The 15,895-nt window shown below is 67.1% G+C and carries 17 protein-coding genes; 12 read left to right on the top strand and 5 right to left on the bottom strand.

Annotated elements, in window-relative coordinates; genetic code table 11:
- Both F753_RS38800 and F753_RS38795 read right to left on the bottom strand, forming a co-directional pair.
- On the bottom strand, window positions 1-1,072 hold a 1,072-nt coding region (locus F753_RS38800), incomplete at its 3' end, for a sensor histidine kinase (protein WP_023445720.1).
- Window positions 1,062-1,745 (bottom strand): response regulator transcription factor, encoded by a 684-nt coding sequence (locus F753_RS38795; RefSeq protein ID WP_023445719.1) that lies wholly within the window; start codon window positions 1,743-1,745, stop codon window positions 1,062-1,064. The genes F753_RS38800 and F753_RS38795, both read right to left, overlap by 11 nt.
- Before the next feature lie 108 nt (window positions 1,746-1,853).
- Between F753_RS38795 and F753_RS38790 the strand changes: the two genes are divergently transcribed.
- Both F753_RS38790 and F753_RS38785 read left to right on the top strand, forming a co-directional pair.
- Window positions 1,854-3,812: an LTA synthase family protein gene (locus F753_RS38790; RefSeq protein WP_023445718.1), complete on the top strand. Its 1,959-nt coding sequence runs from the start codon at window positions 1,854-1,856 to the stop codon at window positions 3,810-3,812.
- 117 nt (window positions 3,813-3,929) lie between these two features.
- On the top strand, window positions 3,930-4,592 hold the full coding sequence (locus F753_RS38785) for a phosphatase PAP2 family protein (RefSeq protein WP_376752123.1): 663 nt from the start codon (window positions 3,930-3,932) through the stop codon (window positions 4,590-4,592).
- 77 nt (window positions 4,593-4,669) lie between these two features.
- On the opposite strand, the gene F753_RS38780 is transcribed toward F753_RS38785, so the two are convergent.
- The gene (locus F753_RS38780) at window positions 4,670-5,083 is read right to left on the bottom strand and encodes a hypothetical protein (RefSeq protein WP_224742695.1); all 414 of its coding nucleotides are present in this window, start codon (window positions 5,081-5,083) and stop codon (window positions 4,670-4,672) included.
- Between the two features lie 155 nt (window positions 5,084-5,238).
- Window positions 5,239-6,180, bottom strand: coding sequence for an SdiA-regulated domain-containing protein (locus tag F753_RS38775; RefSeq protein WP_031297852.1), 942 nt, complete (start codon window positions 6,178-6,180; stop codon window positions 5,239-5,241).
- Window positions 6,181-6,257: 77 nt separating this feature from the next.
- Here F753_RS38775 and F753_RS38770 point away from each other — a divergent pair, with 77 nt between their 5' ends.
- The 10 genes from F753_RS38770 to F753_RS38725 all read left to right on the top strand — a co-directional run bounded on the left by F753_RS38770 (window position 6,258) and on the right by F753_RS38725 (window position 15,189).
- Entirely contained in the window at window positions 6,258-6,647 is a 390-nt protein-coding gene (locus F753_RS38770; RefSeq protein ID WP_061337042.1) for a YkvA family protein, read from the top strand.
- A gap of 121 nt (window positions 6,648-6,768) precedes the next feature.
- Window positions 6,769-7,458 (top strand): thermostable hemolysin, encoded by a 690-nt coding sequence (locus F753_RS38765; RefSeq protein WP_023445713.1) that lies wholly within the window; start codon window positions 6,769-6,771, stop codon window positions 7,456-7,458.
- Window positions 7,442-8,887: an AMP-binding protein gene (locus tag F753_RS38760; RefSeq protein ID WP_023445712.1), complete on the top strand. Its 1,446-nt coding sequence runs from the start codon at window positions 7,442-7,444 to the stop codon at window positions 8,885-8,887. Before F753_RS38765 ends, F753_RS38760 begins: the two co-directional genes overlap by 17 nt.
- A 15-nt stretch (window positions 8,888-8,902) precedes the next feature.
- Window positions 8,903-9,574 carry an iron-containing redox enzyme family protein gene (locus tag F753_RS38755; RefSeq protein ID WP_023445711.1) on the top strand — a complete coding sequence of 224 codons (672 nt, stop codon included), beginning with the start codon at window positions 8,903-8,905 and terminating at the stop codon, window positions 9,572-9,574.
- Entirely contained in the window at window positions 9,561-10,397 is an 837-nt protein-coding gene (locus F753_RS38750) for an SDR family oxidoreductase (RefSeq protein WP_023445710.1), read from the top strand. The genes F753_RS38755 and F753_RS38750 overlap by 14 nt, the downstream gene beginning before the upstream one ends.
- Window positions 10,394-11,044 carry a tetratricopeptide repeat protein gene (locus F753_RS38745; RefSeq protein WP_023445709.1) on the top strand — a complete coding sequence of 217 codons (651 nt, stop codon included), beginning with the start codon at window positions 10,394-10,396 and terminating at the stop codon, window positions 11,042-11,044. Before F753_RS38750 ends, F753_RS38745 begins: the two co-directional genes overlap by 4 nt.
- A gap of 62 nt (window positions 11,045-11,106) precedes the next feature.
- Window positions 11,107-11,766: a response regulator gene (locus F753_RS38740; RefSeq protein ID WP_014821503.1), complete on the top strand. Its 660-nt coding sequence runs from the start codon at window positions 11,107-11,109 to the stop codon at window positions 11,764-11,766.
- Window positions 11,760-13,181: an ATP-binding protein gene (locus F753_RS38735; RefSeq protein WP_023445708.1), complete on the top strand. Its 1,422-nt coding sequence runs from the start codon at window positions 11,760-11,762 to the stop codon at window positions 13,179-13,181. The genes F753_RS38740 and F753_RS38735 overlap by 7 nt, the downstream gene beginning before the upstream one ends.
- A gap of 81 nt (window positions 13,182-13,262) precedes the next feature.
- The gene (locus F753_RS38730; protein ID WP_011913346.1) at window positions 13,263-14,348 is read left to right on the top strand and encodes an IS5-like element ISPst12 family transposase; all 1,086 of its coding nucleotides are present in this window, start codon (window positions 13,263-13,265) and stop codon (window positions 14,346-14,348) included.
- A gap of 289 nt (window positions 14,349-14,637) precedes the next feature.
- Window positions 14,638-15,189, top strand: a complete 552-nt coding sequence (locus tag F753_RS38725) for a cytochrome b (RefSeq protein ID WP_023445707.1) — start codon at window positions 14,638-14,640, stop codon at window positions 15,187-15,189.
- A gap of 55 nt (window positions 15,190-15,244) precedes the next feature.
- On the opposite strand, the gene F753_RS38720 is transcribed toward F753_RS38725, so the two are convergent.
- The coding region (locus F753_RS38720) for a molybdopterin molybdotransferase MoeA (RefSeq protein WP_023445706.1) at window positions 15,245-15,895 on the bottom strand (651 nt) is incomplete at its 5' end.

Here is a 15,895-nt window from a genome sequence, read left to right as displayed (position 1 = left end):
CCTCGACGCGAAACCCCCCTTCGTCGAGGCCCAGCCGCACCGTGCCGCGGTCGGTGTAATGCAGTGCGTTGCGCAGCAGGTTGGACATCACCGTGCCGAGCAGGGTGTGGTTGTAGACGCCGCGGTCCTCGCCCTCCTCCAGCAGCTCGAAGGCCAGGCCCTTCTCCGCCAGCAACGGTGCCCAGCGCTCGCTCTGCTCGGTCGCCACGCTCCGCAAGCTGGCGTCGCCGGCCAAGGACGTCTGTTGCGGACGCGCCCGCGCCAGCATCAGGAAGGTTTCCACCAGCTCGTGCATTTCCCGCGCGGCGCGCTGGATGCGCGCCAGCGGTCGCTGCGCGGCTGGCGACAGCTCGGCCTGCTGCTCGAGCAGCTCGCAGGCGCCGAGCACCACCATCAACGGGGTGCGTAGTTCGTGGCTGACATCGGCGGTGAACAGCCGCTCGCGCTCCAGGGTCTGGCGCAGCTGGCCGAGGGTGCTGTCGAACGCCGCGGCCAGATGGCCGACCTCGTCATCGGGATACTGCAGGGCCAGCGGCGGTGCCAGCGGATGCAGTTGGTCGCGGTGGCGTACCTGGTTGGCCAGGCGGCTGACCGGTGCCAACACCCGGTTGGCCATCAGCCGCCCCAGCGCCCAGGCGCCGAGCACGCTGAGCAGAAAGCCGGCCAGCACGACGTTGAACAGCGCATCCTCACGGGCCTCGAACTCGTGCTGCTCCTGCACCAGCACGTAGCGGTCAGCGCCGACATTGCGCACATAGACGTAGTAGGCATCGTCACCGCGAACCAGCTCGGTGAACCCCTCGCCGAGCCCGGCAAACACCTTTGGCATCGGGTGCTCGGGCAGATGCGAGGCGAAGAAGTGGGTGCTGGTATCCAGCTGCGGTGTCCGTCCCTTTGGCAGGTCCTCGTTGAGCACGATGTCCAGGTCGCGACTCAGCTCCTCGGTGACCAGCTGCTCCTCGATGAAGTGCACCACGCCGACGATGCCGAGGGCGAACGCACCGCTCACCACCAGCGTCATCAGCGTGAAGGCGATGACGATCCGCCGCGCCAGCGGCTGCTTAGCGAGCATCGCAGTCCTCCGCCAGGCGGAAGCCAAGGCCGTGCACGGTATGCAGCAACGGCTTGGCAAACGGCTTGTCGAGCACCTGGCGCAACTGGTGGATATGGCTGCGCAACGCATCGCTGTCCGGCACGTGATCACCCCAGACGGCATCTTCCAGCGCTTCGCGGCGCACCACCGCCGGGCTGCGCTGCATGAGGATCGCCAGCAGCTTGTGGCCGATAGGGTTGAGGCGAATCGGCTGGCCACCACGACTGGCTTCCAGGGTGTCCAGGTCGTAGCAGAGATCGGCCACCTGCAGCTGACGCCGGCGCGGTCCCTGGCAGCGCCGCAGGATCGCCTCGATACGGGCAACCAGCTCGGACAGCGCGAAGGGCTTGATCAGATAGTCGTCGGCACCGGCCTGCAGCCCCTTGATGCGGTCAGGCAGCGCATCGCGGGCGGTGAGCATGATGATCGGCGTATCACGCCCGGCATCGTCACGCAGGCGCTTGCACACCTGCAGTCCGTCGATGCCCGGCAGCATCAGGTCCAGCACGATCAGGTCGTAGTCCTGGGTGGCGGCCAGGTGCAGACCGCTGAGGCCATCCTGCGCGCAGTCGACCACGTAGCCCTTGAGCTCGAGGTAATCGAGCACGTTGGCCAGGATGTCGCGGTTGTCTTCGATGACGAGAATGCGCATATCGGTTCGCTAGCAGGCAAATGACGGAATTTTCACGCCTTCTTTACGAAGGGCTCACAGGCGGGTGCGCAGACTTCGGCGCGTTCGTCCTTAGCCGTGGATCATACGATGCCTTTTCCCCGACATGCTCAGCTTCGTTATCTCGCCCTGCTTCTGGGCCTCTGGCTCGGCACCTTCGTGCTGACCCGCTCGGCGTTGCTCGTCGCGCACTGGCAGGAGGCGACCGCCGGCCCGCTCGACATCCTGCGCATCTATGCCGAAGGCGCGATCTACGACCTGGCCTACCTGGCCTTTGCCGCCGTGCCGCTGGCGCTGTATCTCGCGCTCTGCCCGCGAAAGATCTGGGCCAGCCGCTGGCACCGCTTCGGCCTGCGCCTGCTGCTGGTGCTGAGCCTCTACGCGATGCTGTTTACCGCGGTGGCCGAGTGGCTGTTCTGGGACGAGTTCGGCGTGCGCTTCAACTTCATCGCAGTGGATTACCTGGTCTACTCCGACGAGGTCATTCACAACATCATGGAGTCCTACCCGCTCTTCACCCTGCTCGGCCTGCTCGCCGCCCTGGCCCTGGCTCTCGGCCTGGCCCTGCAGCGGCCGGTCAGCCGCGCCCTTGCCGCGCCGAGCCTGCCCTGGCGCGGGAGCCTGGCGACGCTGGCCGGCGTAGCGGGCCTGGCACTGGCCGCGGCCCTGGTGGTTGGCCAGGACTTTCCGCGCGGCAGCGGCGGCAACGCCTACCAGCGCGAGCTGGCGAGCAACGGCCCGTTCCAGTTCTTCGCCGCCTTTCGCAACAACGAGCTGGACTATCCGCAGTTCTACGCCACTCTGCCCGACGCCGAGATCGGCAGCCGCCTGCGCCGGGAAGTCGCCGAGCCGAATGCGCGCTTCCTCGGCAAAGACCCGCTGGACATCCGCCGGGCGATCGACAACCCCGGCCAGCCACGTCATCTGAACGTCGTGCTGGTGACCATCGAGAGCCTCAGCGCCAAGTACCTGGGCAGCTTCGGCGACGCGCGCGGGCTGACCCCCAACCTCGACGAGCTGCGCAAGCACAGCCTGACGTTCACCAACTTCTATGCCACCGGCACGCGCACCGACCGTGGCCTGGAGGCGATCACCCTGTCCGTGCCGCCGACCCCGGGGCGCTCGATCGTCAAGCGCATCGGTCGCGAGAGCGGCTTTGCCAGCCTCGGCCAGCAACTCGGCGCCCAGGGTTACGACAGCGTGTTCCTCTACGGTGGGCGCGGCTATTTCGACAACATGAGCGCCTTTTTCGGCGGCAACGGCTACCGCGTGGTCGACCAGAGCAGCGCCGACGAAGCGGACATCCACTTCAAGAATGCCTGGGGCATGGCCGACGAGGACCTCTATGCCCTGGCCATGCGCGAGGCCGATGCCGACCACGCCGCCGGCAAGCCGTTCCTGCTGCAGCTGATGACCACCTCCAACCACCGCCCCTACACCTACCCGGACGGCCGCATCGACATTCCCTCGGGCGATGGCCGCGAAGGTGCGGTGAAGTACACCGACTACGCCATCGGCCAGTTCCTCGACAAGGCGCGGCGCAAGCCCTGGTTCAAGGACACGCTGTTCGTCTTCGTCGCCGACCATACCGCCGGCAGCGCCGGCTCGCAGGACCTGCCGGTGGCCAACTACCACATTCCGCTGTTCGTCTACGCGCCGGGTCTGGTCGAGCCGCGCGAGTTCACCGGGCTGGCCAGCCAGATCGACCTGGCCCCGACCCTGCTCGGCCTGCTGAACATGGACTACGTGTCGACCTTCTTCGGCCGCAACCTGTTGCGCGAGGATGCCGCGCCGGGACGCGCACTGATCGGCAACTACCAGCACCTGGGCCTGTTCGACGGCCAGGACCTGGCGATCCTCAGCCCGCGCCTGCAGGTACGCCGGCATGACGAGGCGCTGCGCTCGAGCCGCGAATCCGAGGCGCCGCTGAGCGACCCGCTGGTGCAGCGCGACATCGCCTACTACCAGGGCGCGAGTCACAACTACCGCCAGGGCCTGCTGAGCTGGCGGGCGCCAGCACCGCACGCCGATCAGTTCAGCCAACCCTAGACCGACCCGGCGCCCGACCAGGGCGCCTCTGGAGTTCCGATGCCCCGCCTACCCGACCGCTGCGAAAGCAGCCGCCCGTACAATTTCGTCCTTGGTTTCGGCGTGCCCGCCGCGCTGATGCTGGCACTGCTGATCGGCGACCCCAGCGAACTCGACTTCGCCTTCTCCCGGCTGTTCTACGAGCCGGGCGTCGGTTTCGTCGGCCGACACAGCTGGCTGCTCGAGGACTTCCTGCACGACCGCGTCAAGCAGGCGGTGATCGTCATCGGCGTGCTGGCCATCGCCGGCTTTCTGGTCAGCCTGCTGCCGACGCGCCTGGCGCGCTGGCGCCGTTCACTGGGTTACCTGGTGCTGGCACTCGGCGTGTCGACCAGCATCGTCACCCCGCTCAAGGCCCTGACCGGCGTGCATTGCCCCTGGAGCCTGACCGACTTTGGCGGCCAGGAGACCTTCACGCCGCTGCTGGCCGAACGCGCACCTACGCTCAAGCCCGGTCGCTGCTGGCCCGGCGGGCACGCCTCGGCGGGCTTCTCACTGCTGGCGCTGTTCTTCGTGTTGCGCGACCGCCGCCCGCGCCTGGCGCGCTACGCGCTGGGGCTGGCACTGGGCCTGGGCACGGTGATGTCGCTGGGCCGGGTCATGCAGGGCGCGCACTTCCTCTCGCACAACCTGTGGACGCTGCTGTTCGACTGGACGATCTGCCTGGCCTGCTACCGCCTGGTGCTCTATCGGCCGGCGCCGGTTCTGCAAGGTGCCGTCGCCGTCGAGCCCGCGCTCTAGTCAGCCGCCGGAAACGACAAAGGCGCAGGGTGCGGTTGCCCCTGCGCCTTTTTTTCGTCTGGACCTCAGCCGCTGGCTCAGCGATGGAAGGCCTCGGCCCGGTCCTGGTCGACCTGATGACGCCACTCGCGGTCACGCTGGCGCTGCCAGGCATCGCCACGCCGCGACGGCAGGCCACCGCTGCCCAGCGGCAGCGCCTCGCACTGGCGATAGCCGTCATCCCAGCCCTGCGCATAGAGCGGCTGGCTCAGGTAGCGCGACACGTCCTTGCGAAATGCGGCCATGGCGCCGGCGGCCTGGCGGCCGCTGCTGCAACCGGCGCCATAGCCCTCGAGGTAGGCCGGCGGATAGCCGTCGCCGGCGGGCTGGCCGGGGTCACTCTGACAGCCCACCAGCACCAGTGCGGCGAACAACAGCGCCCGCGGCGCAGCGGCAGGCCGCCCCGCGCGAGACCGGGTCGAGGAGCAATCAGGCAAGCGGCGCATGAGCATCGAATCACCCTGCAGGAGGCGACCGCACGCAGGCAGCGCGCGGCATCCGAGGCAGTCTGCGCGGGGCGCCGTCAGGGTTCCGTCAAACCGGCGTGAATGAAACGTGAAGCCGCGGGCGCCGCCCTGCCACTCGACCAGCGGCGAGGCCGCTGGCTTCAGCCCTCGCGGCGAAAGCTGTAGAACAGGTTCGGTTCGCTGACTACGTATAGCGTGCCGTCATTGTCGATCGTCACGCCTTCGGGCTGCGGTGCCGAGCGTTTCAGATCGCTGAACAGGCCGTTGAGGCTGCGGTAGCTGAGCATCCGCCCGTCGCCGCTGAGCTCCATCACCAGATGCGACTCGTCGCTGAGCAGAATCAGGTGGCCGGTGGCGGCATCGAAGTGGATGTCCGAGAGGTCGGTGGCGAACACCTGGCCCGTGATCCAGTCGCTGCGGTCGCGCACCTTCAGCTGCAGCCTCCCGTCGAGGCTTGCCGCCACGCCATCGACCTCGTAGAGCTGGCGCGGGTCGCGCTCTTTGACGATGAACATGCGGTCGCCCGCGGCATCGTAGGTCACCCCTTCGAAACCCTTGTTGCCGTTGAGGTTGATGCCCAGGGAAAAGAACCTGGCCTCGGCGCTGTCGATGGTGCGCGGCACGGACGGCAACTGGAAGATGCTCACCTGCTGGGCCCGTTCGTCGGACACCGCCACGCGCCCGCCGCCCATGTAGGTGAGGCCTTCGATGTCGCCAAAACCCTGCAGCGGATAGCGCTCGAGCAGCTCGCCGGTCTTGCTCAGCGCGACGATTTCGGTCGGCCCGCCGTTGACCACGCCCAACAGGCGGTCAAGGTCGGTGTCATAGGTGATGGCCGACAGGTTGCGTGCGATGCCCTCGATCGGCTTGGCGTCGATCTGCACCCGGTAGGCGGGCAGCCAGCGATTGGCGACGCCCTGGTCGGTGACGTTCATCTGCCGGGTCAGGTAGAAGTACAGCCGCTCGTCCCAGTGCAACGCCACACCGACGCCCAGGCCGACCAGCAGCGCCAGCAGGCCGAACAGCCGACGCCGGCCGAACCGCAGCTTCAGGCGTTGCCCGGGGTAAAGGGAGATCTGCATCATCGTGGTACTTCCTCGTCCTGGCGCCGCCAGTTCTGTTCGGTAAGGAGCGTCCAGTGCCCGTGCTGTCCCGTTTCATGGCCCGCCTGCAAGGCTGGGCCCGTGCCCTCAAGCGCGACGTCATGGCGCTCTGGTTCTGCGCCCGCCACCCGGCGCTGCCCTGGTGGCTGCGCCTGCTGACCCTGGCCATCGTCGCCTACGCCCTGAGCCCGATCGACCTGATCCCCGACTTCATTCCGCTGCTCGGCTACCTCGACGACCTGCTGCTCCTGCCGCTGGGCATCTGGCTGGTACTGCGCCTGACGCCGCCGCAGGTGCTGGCCGAAAGCCGTGAGCAGGCGCTGGCCTGGGAGGCACGGCGTGCGGCCCGTCCGACCAGTCGCGCCGGTGCCGTGGCAGTCGTGCTGATCTGGCTGCTCGGCGCCGCGCTGGCCGGCTACTGGCTGCTCGGGCAAGGCCGACCATAACCAGCACCTTGTGAAAAAAACGTAACGGCCGAGCGCCGCCAGAACAGCGCTCGCCGCTTAAGACTGCCTTAAGTTTGCCGCCGCAGACTCCAGCCCAGATTCCTGAACCGAGGTTCCCCGAATGGAACTCCCCTGGGTTGATCACACTGACGTACTGGCACGCATCGGCCGCGAGCGGCCGATGACCCTGCAACTGGCCCAACCCGATCAAGGCGAGCGCCGCATGGCGCTGGAAGCCTTCATCCACCAGCGCTTCGCCGAGCACTACGGGGCGCACGTGAAGCACTTCATGCCCTGCCTGCTTGGCCTGCACGACGAAGACGGCACCGTGCAGGGCGCGGTCGGCCTGCGCAGCGCGCGGCGCCGCCCGCTGTTTCTCGAGCGTTATCTGGACGCACCGATCGAAGAGGCCGTCAGCCTGCGCAGCGGCCGGGCGATCCCCCGCGAGGAGATCGTCGAGGTCGGCAACCTGGCCGCCTTCGGCAATGCCTCGGCACGCCTGTTGATCGTCGCGCTGACCGACCTGCTGGTCGCCCAGGGCTTCCGCTGGGTGGTGTTCACCGGTACTCCGGCGCTGCTCAACAGCTTCCAGCGTCTGGCGCTGACGCCGCTGCCCCTGGGCCTGGCCGATCCGGCACGAATGGGCGACGAGCTGCCGGACTGGGGCAGCTACTACGCCAGCCGCCCGCAGGTGATGGCCGGCGAGATCCTGCCCGGCCACCAGCATCTGCTGCAGCTCGGCGTGTACGCCAGGCTTGGCTATCAGCCGCTGTTCGATACCAGCGAGGTGCCCCATGCAGCCTGCAGCTGAACGCTTCTGGACGGCCCTTGAACAGCACAGCGGTATTGCCCTGAGCGAGGGCACGCGCCAGCTGAGCTATGCCGAACTGCGCCACGAGGTCGCCGCCCGTGCCAGCCGGCTCGAAGCGCTCGGCGTCGCGCGCGTCGCGCTGGCCCTGGACAATGGCCTGGAATGGGCGCTGTGGGACCTCGCGCTGCTGCGCGCCGGGCTGGTCTGCGTACCGCTGCCGGGCTTTTTCTCGCCGGCGCAGCAGGCGCACGTGCTGGAGCACGCGGGCATCGATTGCCTGATCGGGGCGACCCCGGCACCGATCGAGCGCAGCAGCTTCACCGCCCAGGAGCCCGGCCTGTACCTGCGTCAGCCGGGCGCCGTCACCGCGGTGCCGCCCGGCACCCTGAAAATCACCTATACCTCCGGCACCACCGGCCAGCCCAAGGGCGTGTGCCTGGATGCACGCGCACAGCTCGCGGTGGCCGAGAGCCTGTGGCAGGCCAGCCTGCCCTGCGCGGTGGAGCATCACCTGTGCGTGCTGCCGCTGGCGACCCTGCTGGAAAACATCGCCGGGCTCTACGCACCGTTGCTGGCCGGCGCCCGCGTCGAGCTGCGGCCGCTGGCCGAGGTCGGCTTCAGCGGTGCGGCGGGATTCGATCTGCCGCGTTTTCTCGGCACGCTCAACGAGAGCCGCCCGCACAGCCTGATCCTGCTGCCGCAGCTCTTGCTGGCGCTGATCAGCGCTGCCGAGCAGGGCCTGCCGCTGCCACCGGCGCTGCGCTTCATCGCGGTCGGCGGTGGCCGCGTCGCGCCGCAACTGCTCGAGCGTGCCGAGCGTCTCGGCCTGCCGGTGTTCGAGGGCTACGGCTTGTCCGAATGCGCCTCGGTGGTCTGCCTGAACACTCCCGTGGCACGGCGCATCGGCACGGTCGGCCGACCGTTGCCACACGCCGAGCTGCGCTTGGCCGACGATGGCGAGGTACTGGTGCGCGGCCCGCATATGCTCGGTTATCTCGGCGAGCCGCCGCTGACGGGCGACTGGCTGGCGACCGGCGACCTCGGCCATTTCGACGACGGCTTCCTGGTCCTGCATGGGCGCAAGAAGCACCAGTTCGTCACCGCCTACGGGCGCAACGTCAATCCCGAATGGGTGGAGGCCGAGCTGATCCAGCAGGCGCCGATCGCCCAGGCCTGGCTGCATGGCGAGGCGCTGGCGCAGAACGTCGCGGTGCTGGTGCCGCGACGCGCCGAACTCGGCGATGCCGAGCTGCAGGCGGCAGTCGAACGGGTCAACGTCGGCTTGCCGGACTACGCCCGCGTGCACCACTGGCTGCGCGCCGCCGAGCCCTTCACCGCCGGTAACGGCCTGGCCACCGCCAACGGCCGGCTGCGCCGCAACGCCCTGTTCAACCATTACCAATCGGCGATCAACGCCCTTCTGTCCTGACTTTCGAGGTTCATCATGGATTTCTTCGACCAGCTGCAACACCAGACCAATGCCGAGCGCGAATACCTGCTTGGCGCGCCGATCATCCACGCCGCGCTCGCCGGCACCGCGACCCGCGCGCAGTACATCGCCTTCCTCACCCAGGCCTACCACCACGTCAAGCACACCGTGCCGCTGCTGATGGCCTGCGGTGCGCGCCTGCCCGAGCGGCTCGAGTGGCTGCGCGAGGCGATCGCCGAATACATCGAGGAAGAAATCGGCCATCAGGAATGGATCCTCAACGACATCCGCGCCTGTGGCGGCGATGCCGAGGCGGTGCGCCATGGCCAGCCGGCACTGCCCACTGAGCTGATGGTCGCCTACGTCTACGACCGCATCGCGCGGCACAACCCGGCGAGTTTCTTCGGCATGGTCAACGTGCTGGAAGGCACCAGCATCGCGCTGGCGACCCAGGCCGCCGGCGTGCTGCAGGACAAACTTCAGCTGCCGGCCAAGGCGTTCAGCTACCTGACCTCGCATGGCAGCCTGGACCTGGAGCACATCGAGTTCTTCAAGAAGCTGATGAACCGCCTCGAAAACGATGCCGACAAGGCCGCCGTGGTGCACACCGCGCGCGTGGTCTACCGCCTCTACGGCGACATCTTCCGCAGCTTGACCACGCCGGAGCACAGCCATGCAACTGCGTGACGCGCGCATCCTGCTCACCGGCGCCAGCGGCGGCATCGGCCAGGTGCTGGTCGAGCGGCTCTGCGCGAACGGCGCACGGCTGTTACTGGTGGGACGCGACAGTCTTGCCCTAGAAGCGCTGACGCGTCGCTATCCGGGGCAGGTCAGCCTGGTCTGCGCCGACCTCACCCAGCGCAGTGGCCGGCATACCGTGCTCGATGCAGCGCGGCATTTCGGCGGCCTCAACTGCGTGATCAATGCCGCCGGGATCAACCAGTTCAGCCTGCTCGAACAGCAGGACGAGGACGCCATCGCCCGCCTGATCGGCGTCAACGTCACCGCCACGCTGCAGCTGACCCACCTGCTGCTGCCGCTGCTGCGCCAGCAACCGCAGGCGCTGCTGGTCAATCTCGGTTCAACCTTCGGCTCCATCGGCTACCCGGGTTTTGCCGCCTACTGCGCGAGCAAGTTCGCCCTGCGCGGTTTTTCCGAGGCGCTGCGCCGCGAGCTGGCCGACAGTCACGTCAAGGTGCTCTATATCGCCCCGCGCGCCACCCGTACGACCATGAACAGCGACGATGTGGTGGCGATGAACAATGAGCTGAGGGTGGAGATGGACGATCCGCAAGAAGTCGCACGGCAGATCGTCCATGCCATCGCCGCCGAGCGAGAGGAGCTCTACCTCGGCTGGCCGGAAAAACTCTTCGTGCGTCTCAACGGGCTGCTGCCGCGACTGGTCGACCAGGCGCTGCGTAAACAGCTGCCAGTGATCAAGCGCTTCGCCCGCGCCGAACAACCGCTGCCTCCCGCATCGCAACCTGCCTCTACCGGAGAACACCCATGAAGCGTCTGCTCGGCGTGTGTGCCCTGATGCTGGCCCTGGCCAGCCAATCCTCCTTCGCCCTCAGTCCGGCCGGCGAATCGTCGCTGCGCCAGATCCAGACGCGCTGGGCTGAGATCAACTACCAGCTGCCCGCCACACAGCGCGAAGCGGCCTTCGCCCGGCTCGCTTCGGAAGCCGAAAGCGCGATGGTCGGCGAACCGCAGGCCGCCGAGTTGCACATCTGGCACGGCATCGTGCTCAGCACCTGGGCCGGCGCCAAGGGCGGGCTCGGCGCGCTGGGTCTGGTCAAGCAAGCTAAAGCTGAACTGGAGAAAGCCATCGAACTTGAGCCACAGGCGCTGGATGGCTCGGCCTACACCAGCCTCGCCAGCCTCTACTACCAGGTGCCCGGCTGGCCGATCGGCTTCGGTGACGAGGACAAGGCTGAGGCGCTGTTCAAGCAGGCGCTGGCGCTGAACCCGAACGGCATCGACCCGAACTACTTCCACGGTGATTTCCTGCTGCGTCAGAAACGCTACGGGGAAGCGCGCGCGGCGCTGGAAAAGGCCCTTGCCGCGCCCGACCGTGCGGGTCGTGAAGTCGCCGATGCCGGTCGCCGCGACGAAGCCCGCGCGCTGCTCGCGCAGGTCAAGGAAAAGCTGGAATAACCGGCTGCGGCGGCGTTGAATGCACAGCAATGCCGCGAACCCTTCAGGACGACAGGAACGACATGCGCATTCTGCTGGTGGAAGACGATCGCGCCCTCGGCGAGGGCATCCGCACCGCACTCAAGCCCGAGGGCTACACGGTGGACTGGCTGCAGGACGGCGCGAGCGCGCTGCATGCGCTGAGCCACGAGAGCTTCGAGCTGGCCATCCTCGACCTCGGTCTGCCGCGTATGGACGGTCTGGAAGTGCTCAAGCGCCTGCGCGCCAGCGCCAACCCGATCCCGGTGCTGGTACTCACCGCGCGCGATGCCACCAGCGACCGCATCGCCGGGCTGGATGCCGGCGCCGACGACTACCTGGTCAAGCCGTTCGACGTCGCCGAACTCAAGGCCCGCCTGCGCGCTCTGCTGCGGCGCAGCTTCAATCGCCCTGAGCCGGTACTGGAGTACCGCGGCATCCTGCTCGACCCGGTCAATCAGCAGGTCAGCTACCAGGGCACCCCGATCAACCTGCCGCGCAAGGAGTTCGTCCTGCTGCATGAGCTGATCGCCCAGCCCGGTCGCGTGCTGACCCGCGATCGGCTGCAGCAGGTGCTCTACGGCTGGGACGAGGAAGTCGAGAGCAACGCGCTGGAGGTGCATATCCATCACCTGCGCAAGAAGTTCTTTCCCGAGCTGATCCGCACCGTGCGTGGGGTCGGCTATCTGGTGGACAAATGCTGAGGCGCTCTATCCGCAACCGCACCCTGGTGCTGGTGCTCGGCATCCTGCTGCTGTCGCTGAGCCTGATTTCCTGGCGCAGTTATCGCGACGCCCGCCACGAGATCGAGGAGCTGTTCGACGCCCAGCTGGCGCACAGTGCTCGACTGGTACAGGGGCTGGTGATGCGCGACATGAATCCGAAGGCCCGCAATGCGCTGCAGCAGGCGCTGGACGCCGCGGTGAATGCGCGGCGCGATCAGGGCGTGCCGGGGCACGACTACGAAACCAAGCTGGGCTTTCAGGTCTACGCAACGGATGGCAGCAGCCTGTTGCAGTCAGCCGGCGCGCCGCACGGCGCCTTGCAGCGGCTGGCCGGCGCCGACTCCGCCTCACCCTTCAGCCATCTGAGCGGCGGCTATCACGACGTGCAGCTCGACGGCCATACCTGGCGGCTGTTCCTGCTGCACGACCGCGAGGACGATCTGTGGATTCTGCTCAGCGAGCGCGGCGACGTACGCGGCGAGCTGGTCGGTAAGATCGCCCGGCGCAGCCTGCTGCCCGACCTCATCGGCCTGCCGCTGCTGGCACTGCTGATCTGGCTGGCGGTGGGCTGGGGTCTGCGCCCACTGGCGCACATGGCACAGCTGTTGAAGAGTCGCGATCCGGACAACCTCGCGCCGCTGCTGTTGGCGCCGCTGCCGCAGGAGTTGGAGCCGGTGGCCGCCTCGCTGAATCGCCTGCTGCAGCAGGTCAATCAGCTGGTCGAGCGGGAAAAACGCTTCATCGCCGACGCCGCCCATGAGCTGCGCACGCCCCTGGCCGTACTGCGCATCCATGCGCAGAACGCGCAACAGGCCGAGCAGCCGGAGGACCGTGAAGCCGCGCTGCAGCAACTGCTGACCGGCGTCGATCGCACCACCCGCGTGGTCACCCAGCTGCTCACGCTCGCTCGCCTGGAACCCAATGCGCAGCCGCGGCATCCACAGCAGCTGGACCTGCTGCCGCTGTGCCGCGAATGCCTCGCCGAGCTGACGCCGCTGGCCCTGGCGCGCGATCAGGAACTGACGCTGGAAGCTGACGACGTGGCCGATCACAGGCTTCCCGGCGATGCCGCCGCGCTCGCCACGCTGCTGCAGAATCTGGTCGGCAATGCCCTGCAGTACACGCCCGATGGCGGGCAGATTCAGGTCAGCCTCCAGACCATGGAAAACGGCGTCAGCCTGTGCGTGGATGACAGCGGTCCGGGCGTGCCGGCAGCGCAGCGCGACAAACTGTTCGAGCGCTTCTACCGCCAGGGCGACGGCCAGGGCGCGGGGCTCGGCCTAGCCATCGTCGCGCGCATCGCCGAACTGCACGGCGCGACCATCGAACTGGCGGACTCACCGCTCGGCGGGCTGCAGGTCGCCGTGCACCTGCCCCGCCAGCCACACCACTAGCAGGCCGTTGAAAAAAGCCAGAGCCCGCGTGGCTCTGGCAAAATGGCGGCCATCCTCTTCTGCCGAAGCCAGCCCAAGCCGATGCGTGGACTCGACCTCAAACAAAACGAGCTGTTCAGTTATACGACGCTGGAGCAGCGCATCCCGAACGATCACCCGCTGCGTCCCCTGCGAGGCCTGGTCGATACCGTTCTGGCTTCGATGGATCGGGACTTCGACGGGCTGTACTCCACCCTGGGACGGGCCTCGATTGCGCCGGAGCGGCTGCTGCGCGCCTCGTTGCTGCAGGTGATTTACACCATTCGCTCCGAGCGGCAGTTGGTCGAGCAGATTGATTTCAACCTGCTGTTTCGCTGGTTCGTCGGCTTGTCGATGGACGAGCGCATGTGGGATCACTCGACCTTCAGCCAGAACCGTGACCGCTTGTTCAACCAGGATGTAGCGCGGCTGTTCTTCCAGCGCATCAAGTCGCTGGCCGCATGGTCCGAGTACGCCAGCAACGAGCATTTCAGCGTCGATGGCACGCTGATCGACGCCTGGGCCTCGCACAAGTCCTTTATCAAGAAGGATGGCGGCGACCCACCGGAGGATGGCACGCGCAACCCCGATGCCGACTTCAAGGGCGAGAAGCGCAGCAACGCGACCCACCAATCGACCAGCGATCCCGAGGCCCGGCTGGCGCGCAAGAGCAATGGCGATGCCAGTCGTCTGGCGCACATGGCCCACACGATGATGGAGCACCGCAACGGTCTGATCGTGGATGTGGAATGCACCGAGTTCAATGGACGTGCCGAGGTAGAGGCGGCGCTGGAGATGCTGGAGCGCACGGCCAAGCCGGGCAGCACGGTAGGTGCAGACAAGAATTACGACCAGAAGCGTTTCGTGCAGAGGGCGCGCGAGCTGAAAGTGACACCGCATGTGGCGCAGAAGCGCAAGGGCAGCGCCATCGATGGGCGCACCACGCGGCATCCGGGGTATGCCGCCAGCCAGAAGATCCGCAAGCGGATCGAAGAAGGTTTTGGCTGGCTGAAGACGGTTGGCGGCCTGCGCAAGACCAAGCTGATCGGTCGCGCCAAGCTGAGTGCTCAGTTATTGCTGGGTTTCTCGGTCTACAACCTGATCCGACTGGGTAGCCTGTCGGGTTGGTGGCGAGGATCGCATGTATAGGGCGAGTTACGCCCAAAAAACGCCGAAAGGCGTGAACGTGGTGCTGAAACCTGTCAAAAAGGCCTGAAGTCAGGCCTTGTGTGGACTCCGTTAGGCCAAAGCGCTTGAAAAAGCGCCAAACCGGACGGGTTGGGGCAGTTGAAGCCGAGTTTTTCAACGGCCTGCTAGCCCAGACCGACCAGCGGCGAGCTGCCGCGACCGCCCGCCGCAGGCGCAACGGGCATTCGCTAAGGTTCGCTTAAGGCTGGCGCCCTAGACTGCCGACATTCCCCTACTCGGAGTGTGTGAAATGACTGCATCGAACCCTCTGGCACGCTACGGTCGCCTGAGCATTGCCCTGCACTGGCTGATGCTGCTGTTGATCGCAGCGGTCTACGCGACCATCGAACTCAAGGGCAATTTCGCCAAGGGCAGTGAACCGCGCGAACTGCTCAAACACTGGCATTTCATGCTCGGCCTGACGGTGTTTGCACTGGTCTGGCTGCGCTTGGTTGCGCGCTGGCTGCATCCCGCACCCAAAGCGGTCGCCGGGGCCGGCTGGGAACGCGCGCTGGCCAAGCTGATGCACCTGGCGCTGTACGGACTGATGATTGGCCTGCCGCTGCTCGGCTGGCTGACCCTGAGCGCGGCGGACAAGCCGATTCCCTTCTTCGGCCTTGAGCTGCCAGCGCTGATCGGCGCCAACAAGGAGCTGGCCGGCGAGTTCAAGGAGCTGCATGAAACGCTGGCGGTGGCCGGCTACTGGCTGATCGGCCTGCACGCGGCGGCGGCCTTGTTCCACCAATACGTGCGCCGCGACGGCACCCTGTTGCGCATGCTGCCGCAGCGCCACCAGGCCTGAGGCGCAGACACGAAAACGCCCGGTCGACTCATCATCGACCGGGCGTTTTCATGGGTCAGCCGAGCAGTTCGCTGAACGGCAGATACTCCACCGTCTCACCCTCTTCCAGCGTGCGGTTGCGCTCCACTATGGCCAGGCCTTCGGCCCAGCTCGCCGAGGTCAGCATCGCCGAGCCCTGACGCGGATGCAGGCACACGCGCATCTCGCCATCGACCTGTTCCAGCCGCGCGCGCAGGTACTGGCGACGGTTGTTCGGCTTGCGCCAGGCGAAGCCGGCGGTCAGGCGCAGCGGCTTGGGCAGCACCTCGGTGCAACCCTGGGCACTGAGCAGGAACGGCCGCGCCACCACCAGCGAGGTGATCAGCGCCGCAGCCGGATTGCCGGGCAGGCCGATCCACGGCTTGCCATTGACCTCGCCAAAGGCCAGCGGCTTACCCGGCTGGATCGCCAGACGCCACATGTGCAGCTCGCCCAGTTCGCGAATGGCCTGCTTGAGATGATCCTCCTCGCCGACCGAGACGCCACCGGAGGTGATCAGCATGTCCCATTCGGAGGCGGCCAGCGCCAGGGCGTCACGGCTGGCGGCCAGTTCGTCGACGAGGATTTCGTAGTCGTGCACCTCCATTCCGAGGCTGCGCAGCACGCTGAGCAGGCAGTAGCGGTTGGAGTTGTAGATCTGCCCCGGTGCCAGTGGCTCCCCCGGGTC

This window comes from Stutzerimonas chloritidismutans AW-1 (assembly GCF_000495915.1).
In the GTDB taxonomy this organism is placed as follows: domain Bacteria; phylum Pseudomonadota; class Gammaproteobacteria; order Pseudomonadales; family Pseudomonadaceae; genus Stutzerimonas; species Stutzerimonas chloritidismutans.
This window is presented reverse-complemented; position numbering and strand designations above follow the sequence as displayed.

Excerpts from the sequence above, each read along its gene's own strand:
- F753_RS38740 (WP_014821503.1), top strand. The coding sequence starts at position 11,107 with ATGCGCATTCTGCTGGTGGAAGACGATCGCGCCCTCGGCGAGGGCATC.
- F753_RS38790 (WP_023445718.1), top strand. The coding sequence starts at position 1,854 with ATGCCTTTTCCCCGACATGCTCAGCTTCGTTATCTCGCCCTGCTTCTG.
- F753_RS38745 (WP_023445709.1), top strand. The coding sequence starts at position 10,394 with ATGAAGCGTCTGCTCGGCGTGTGTGCCCTGATGCTGGCCCTGGCCAGC.
- F753_RS38735 (WP_023445708.1), top strand. The coding sequence starts at position 11,760 with ATGCTGAGGCGCTCTATCCGCAACCGCACCCTGGTGCTGGTGCTCGGC.
- F753_RS38785 (WP_376752123.1), top strand. The coding sequence starts at position 3,930 with ATGCTGGCACTGCTGATCGGCGACCCCAGCGAACTCGACTTCGCCTTC.
- F753_RS38725 (WP_023445707.1), top strand. The coding sequence starts at position 14,638 with ATGACTGCATCGAACCCTCTGGCACGCTACGGTCGCCTGAGCATTGCC.
- F753_RS38750 (WP_023445710.1), top strand. The coding sequence starts at position 9,561 with ATGCAACTGCGTGACGCGCGCATCCTGCTCACCGGCGCCAGCGGCGGC.
- F753_RS38770 (WP_061337042.1), top strand. The coding sequence starts at position 6,258 with ATGGCCCGCCTGCAAGGCTGGGCCCGTGCCCTCAAGCGCGACGTCATG.
- F753_RS38775 (WP_031297852.1), bottom strand. The coding sequence starts at position 6,180 with ATGCAGATCTCCCTTTACCCCGGGCAACGCCTGAAGCTGCGGTTCGGC.
- F753_RS38780 (WP_224742695.1), bottom strand. The coding sequence starts at position 5,083 with ATGCTCATGCGCCGCTTGCCTGATTGCTCCTCGACCCGGTCTCGCGCG.
- F753_RS38730 (WP_011913346.1), top strand. The coding sequence starts at position 13,263 with ATGCGTGGACTCGACCTCAAACAAAACGAGCTGTTCAGTTATACGACG.
- F753_RS38755 (WP_023445711.1), top strand. The coding sequence starts at position 8,903 with ATGGATTTCTTCGACCAGCTGCAACACCAGACCAATGCCGAGCGCGAA.
- F753_RS38795 (WP_023445719.1), bottom strand. The coding sequence starts at position 1,745 with ATGCGCATTCTCGTCATCGAAGACAACCGCGACATCCTGGCCAACGTG.
- F753_RS38765 (WP_023445713.1), top strand. The coding sequence starts at position 6,769 with ATGGAACTCCCCTGGGTTGATCACACTGACGTACTGGCACGCATCGGC.
- F753_RS38760 (WP_023445712.1), top strand. The coding sequence starts at position 7,442 with ATGCAGCCTGCAGCTGAACGCTTCTGGACGGCCCTTGAACAGCACAGC.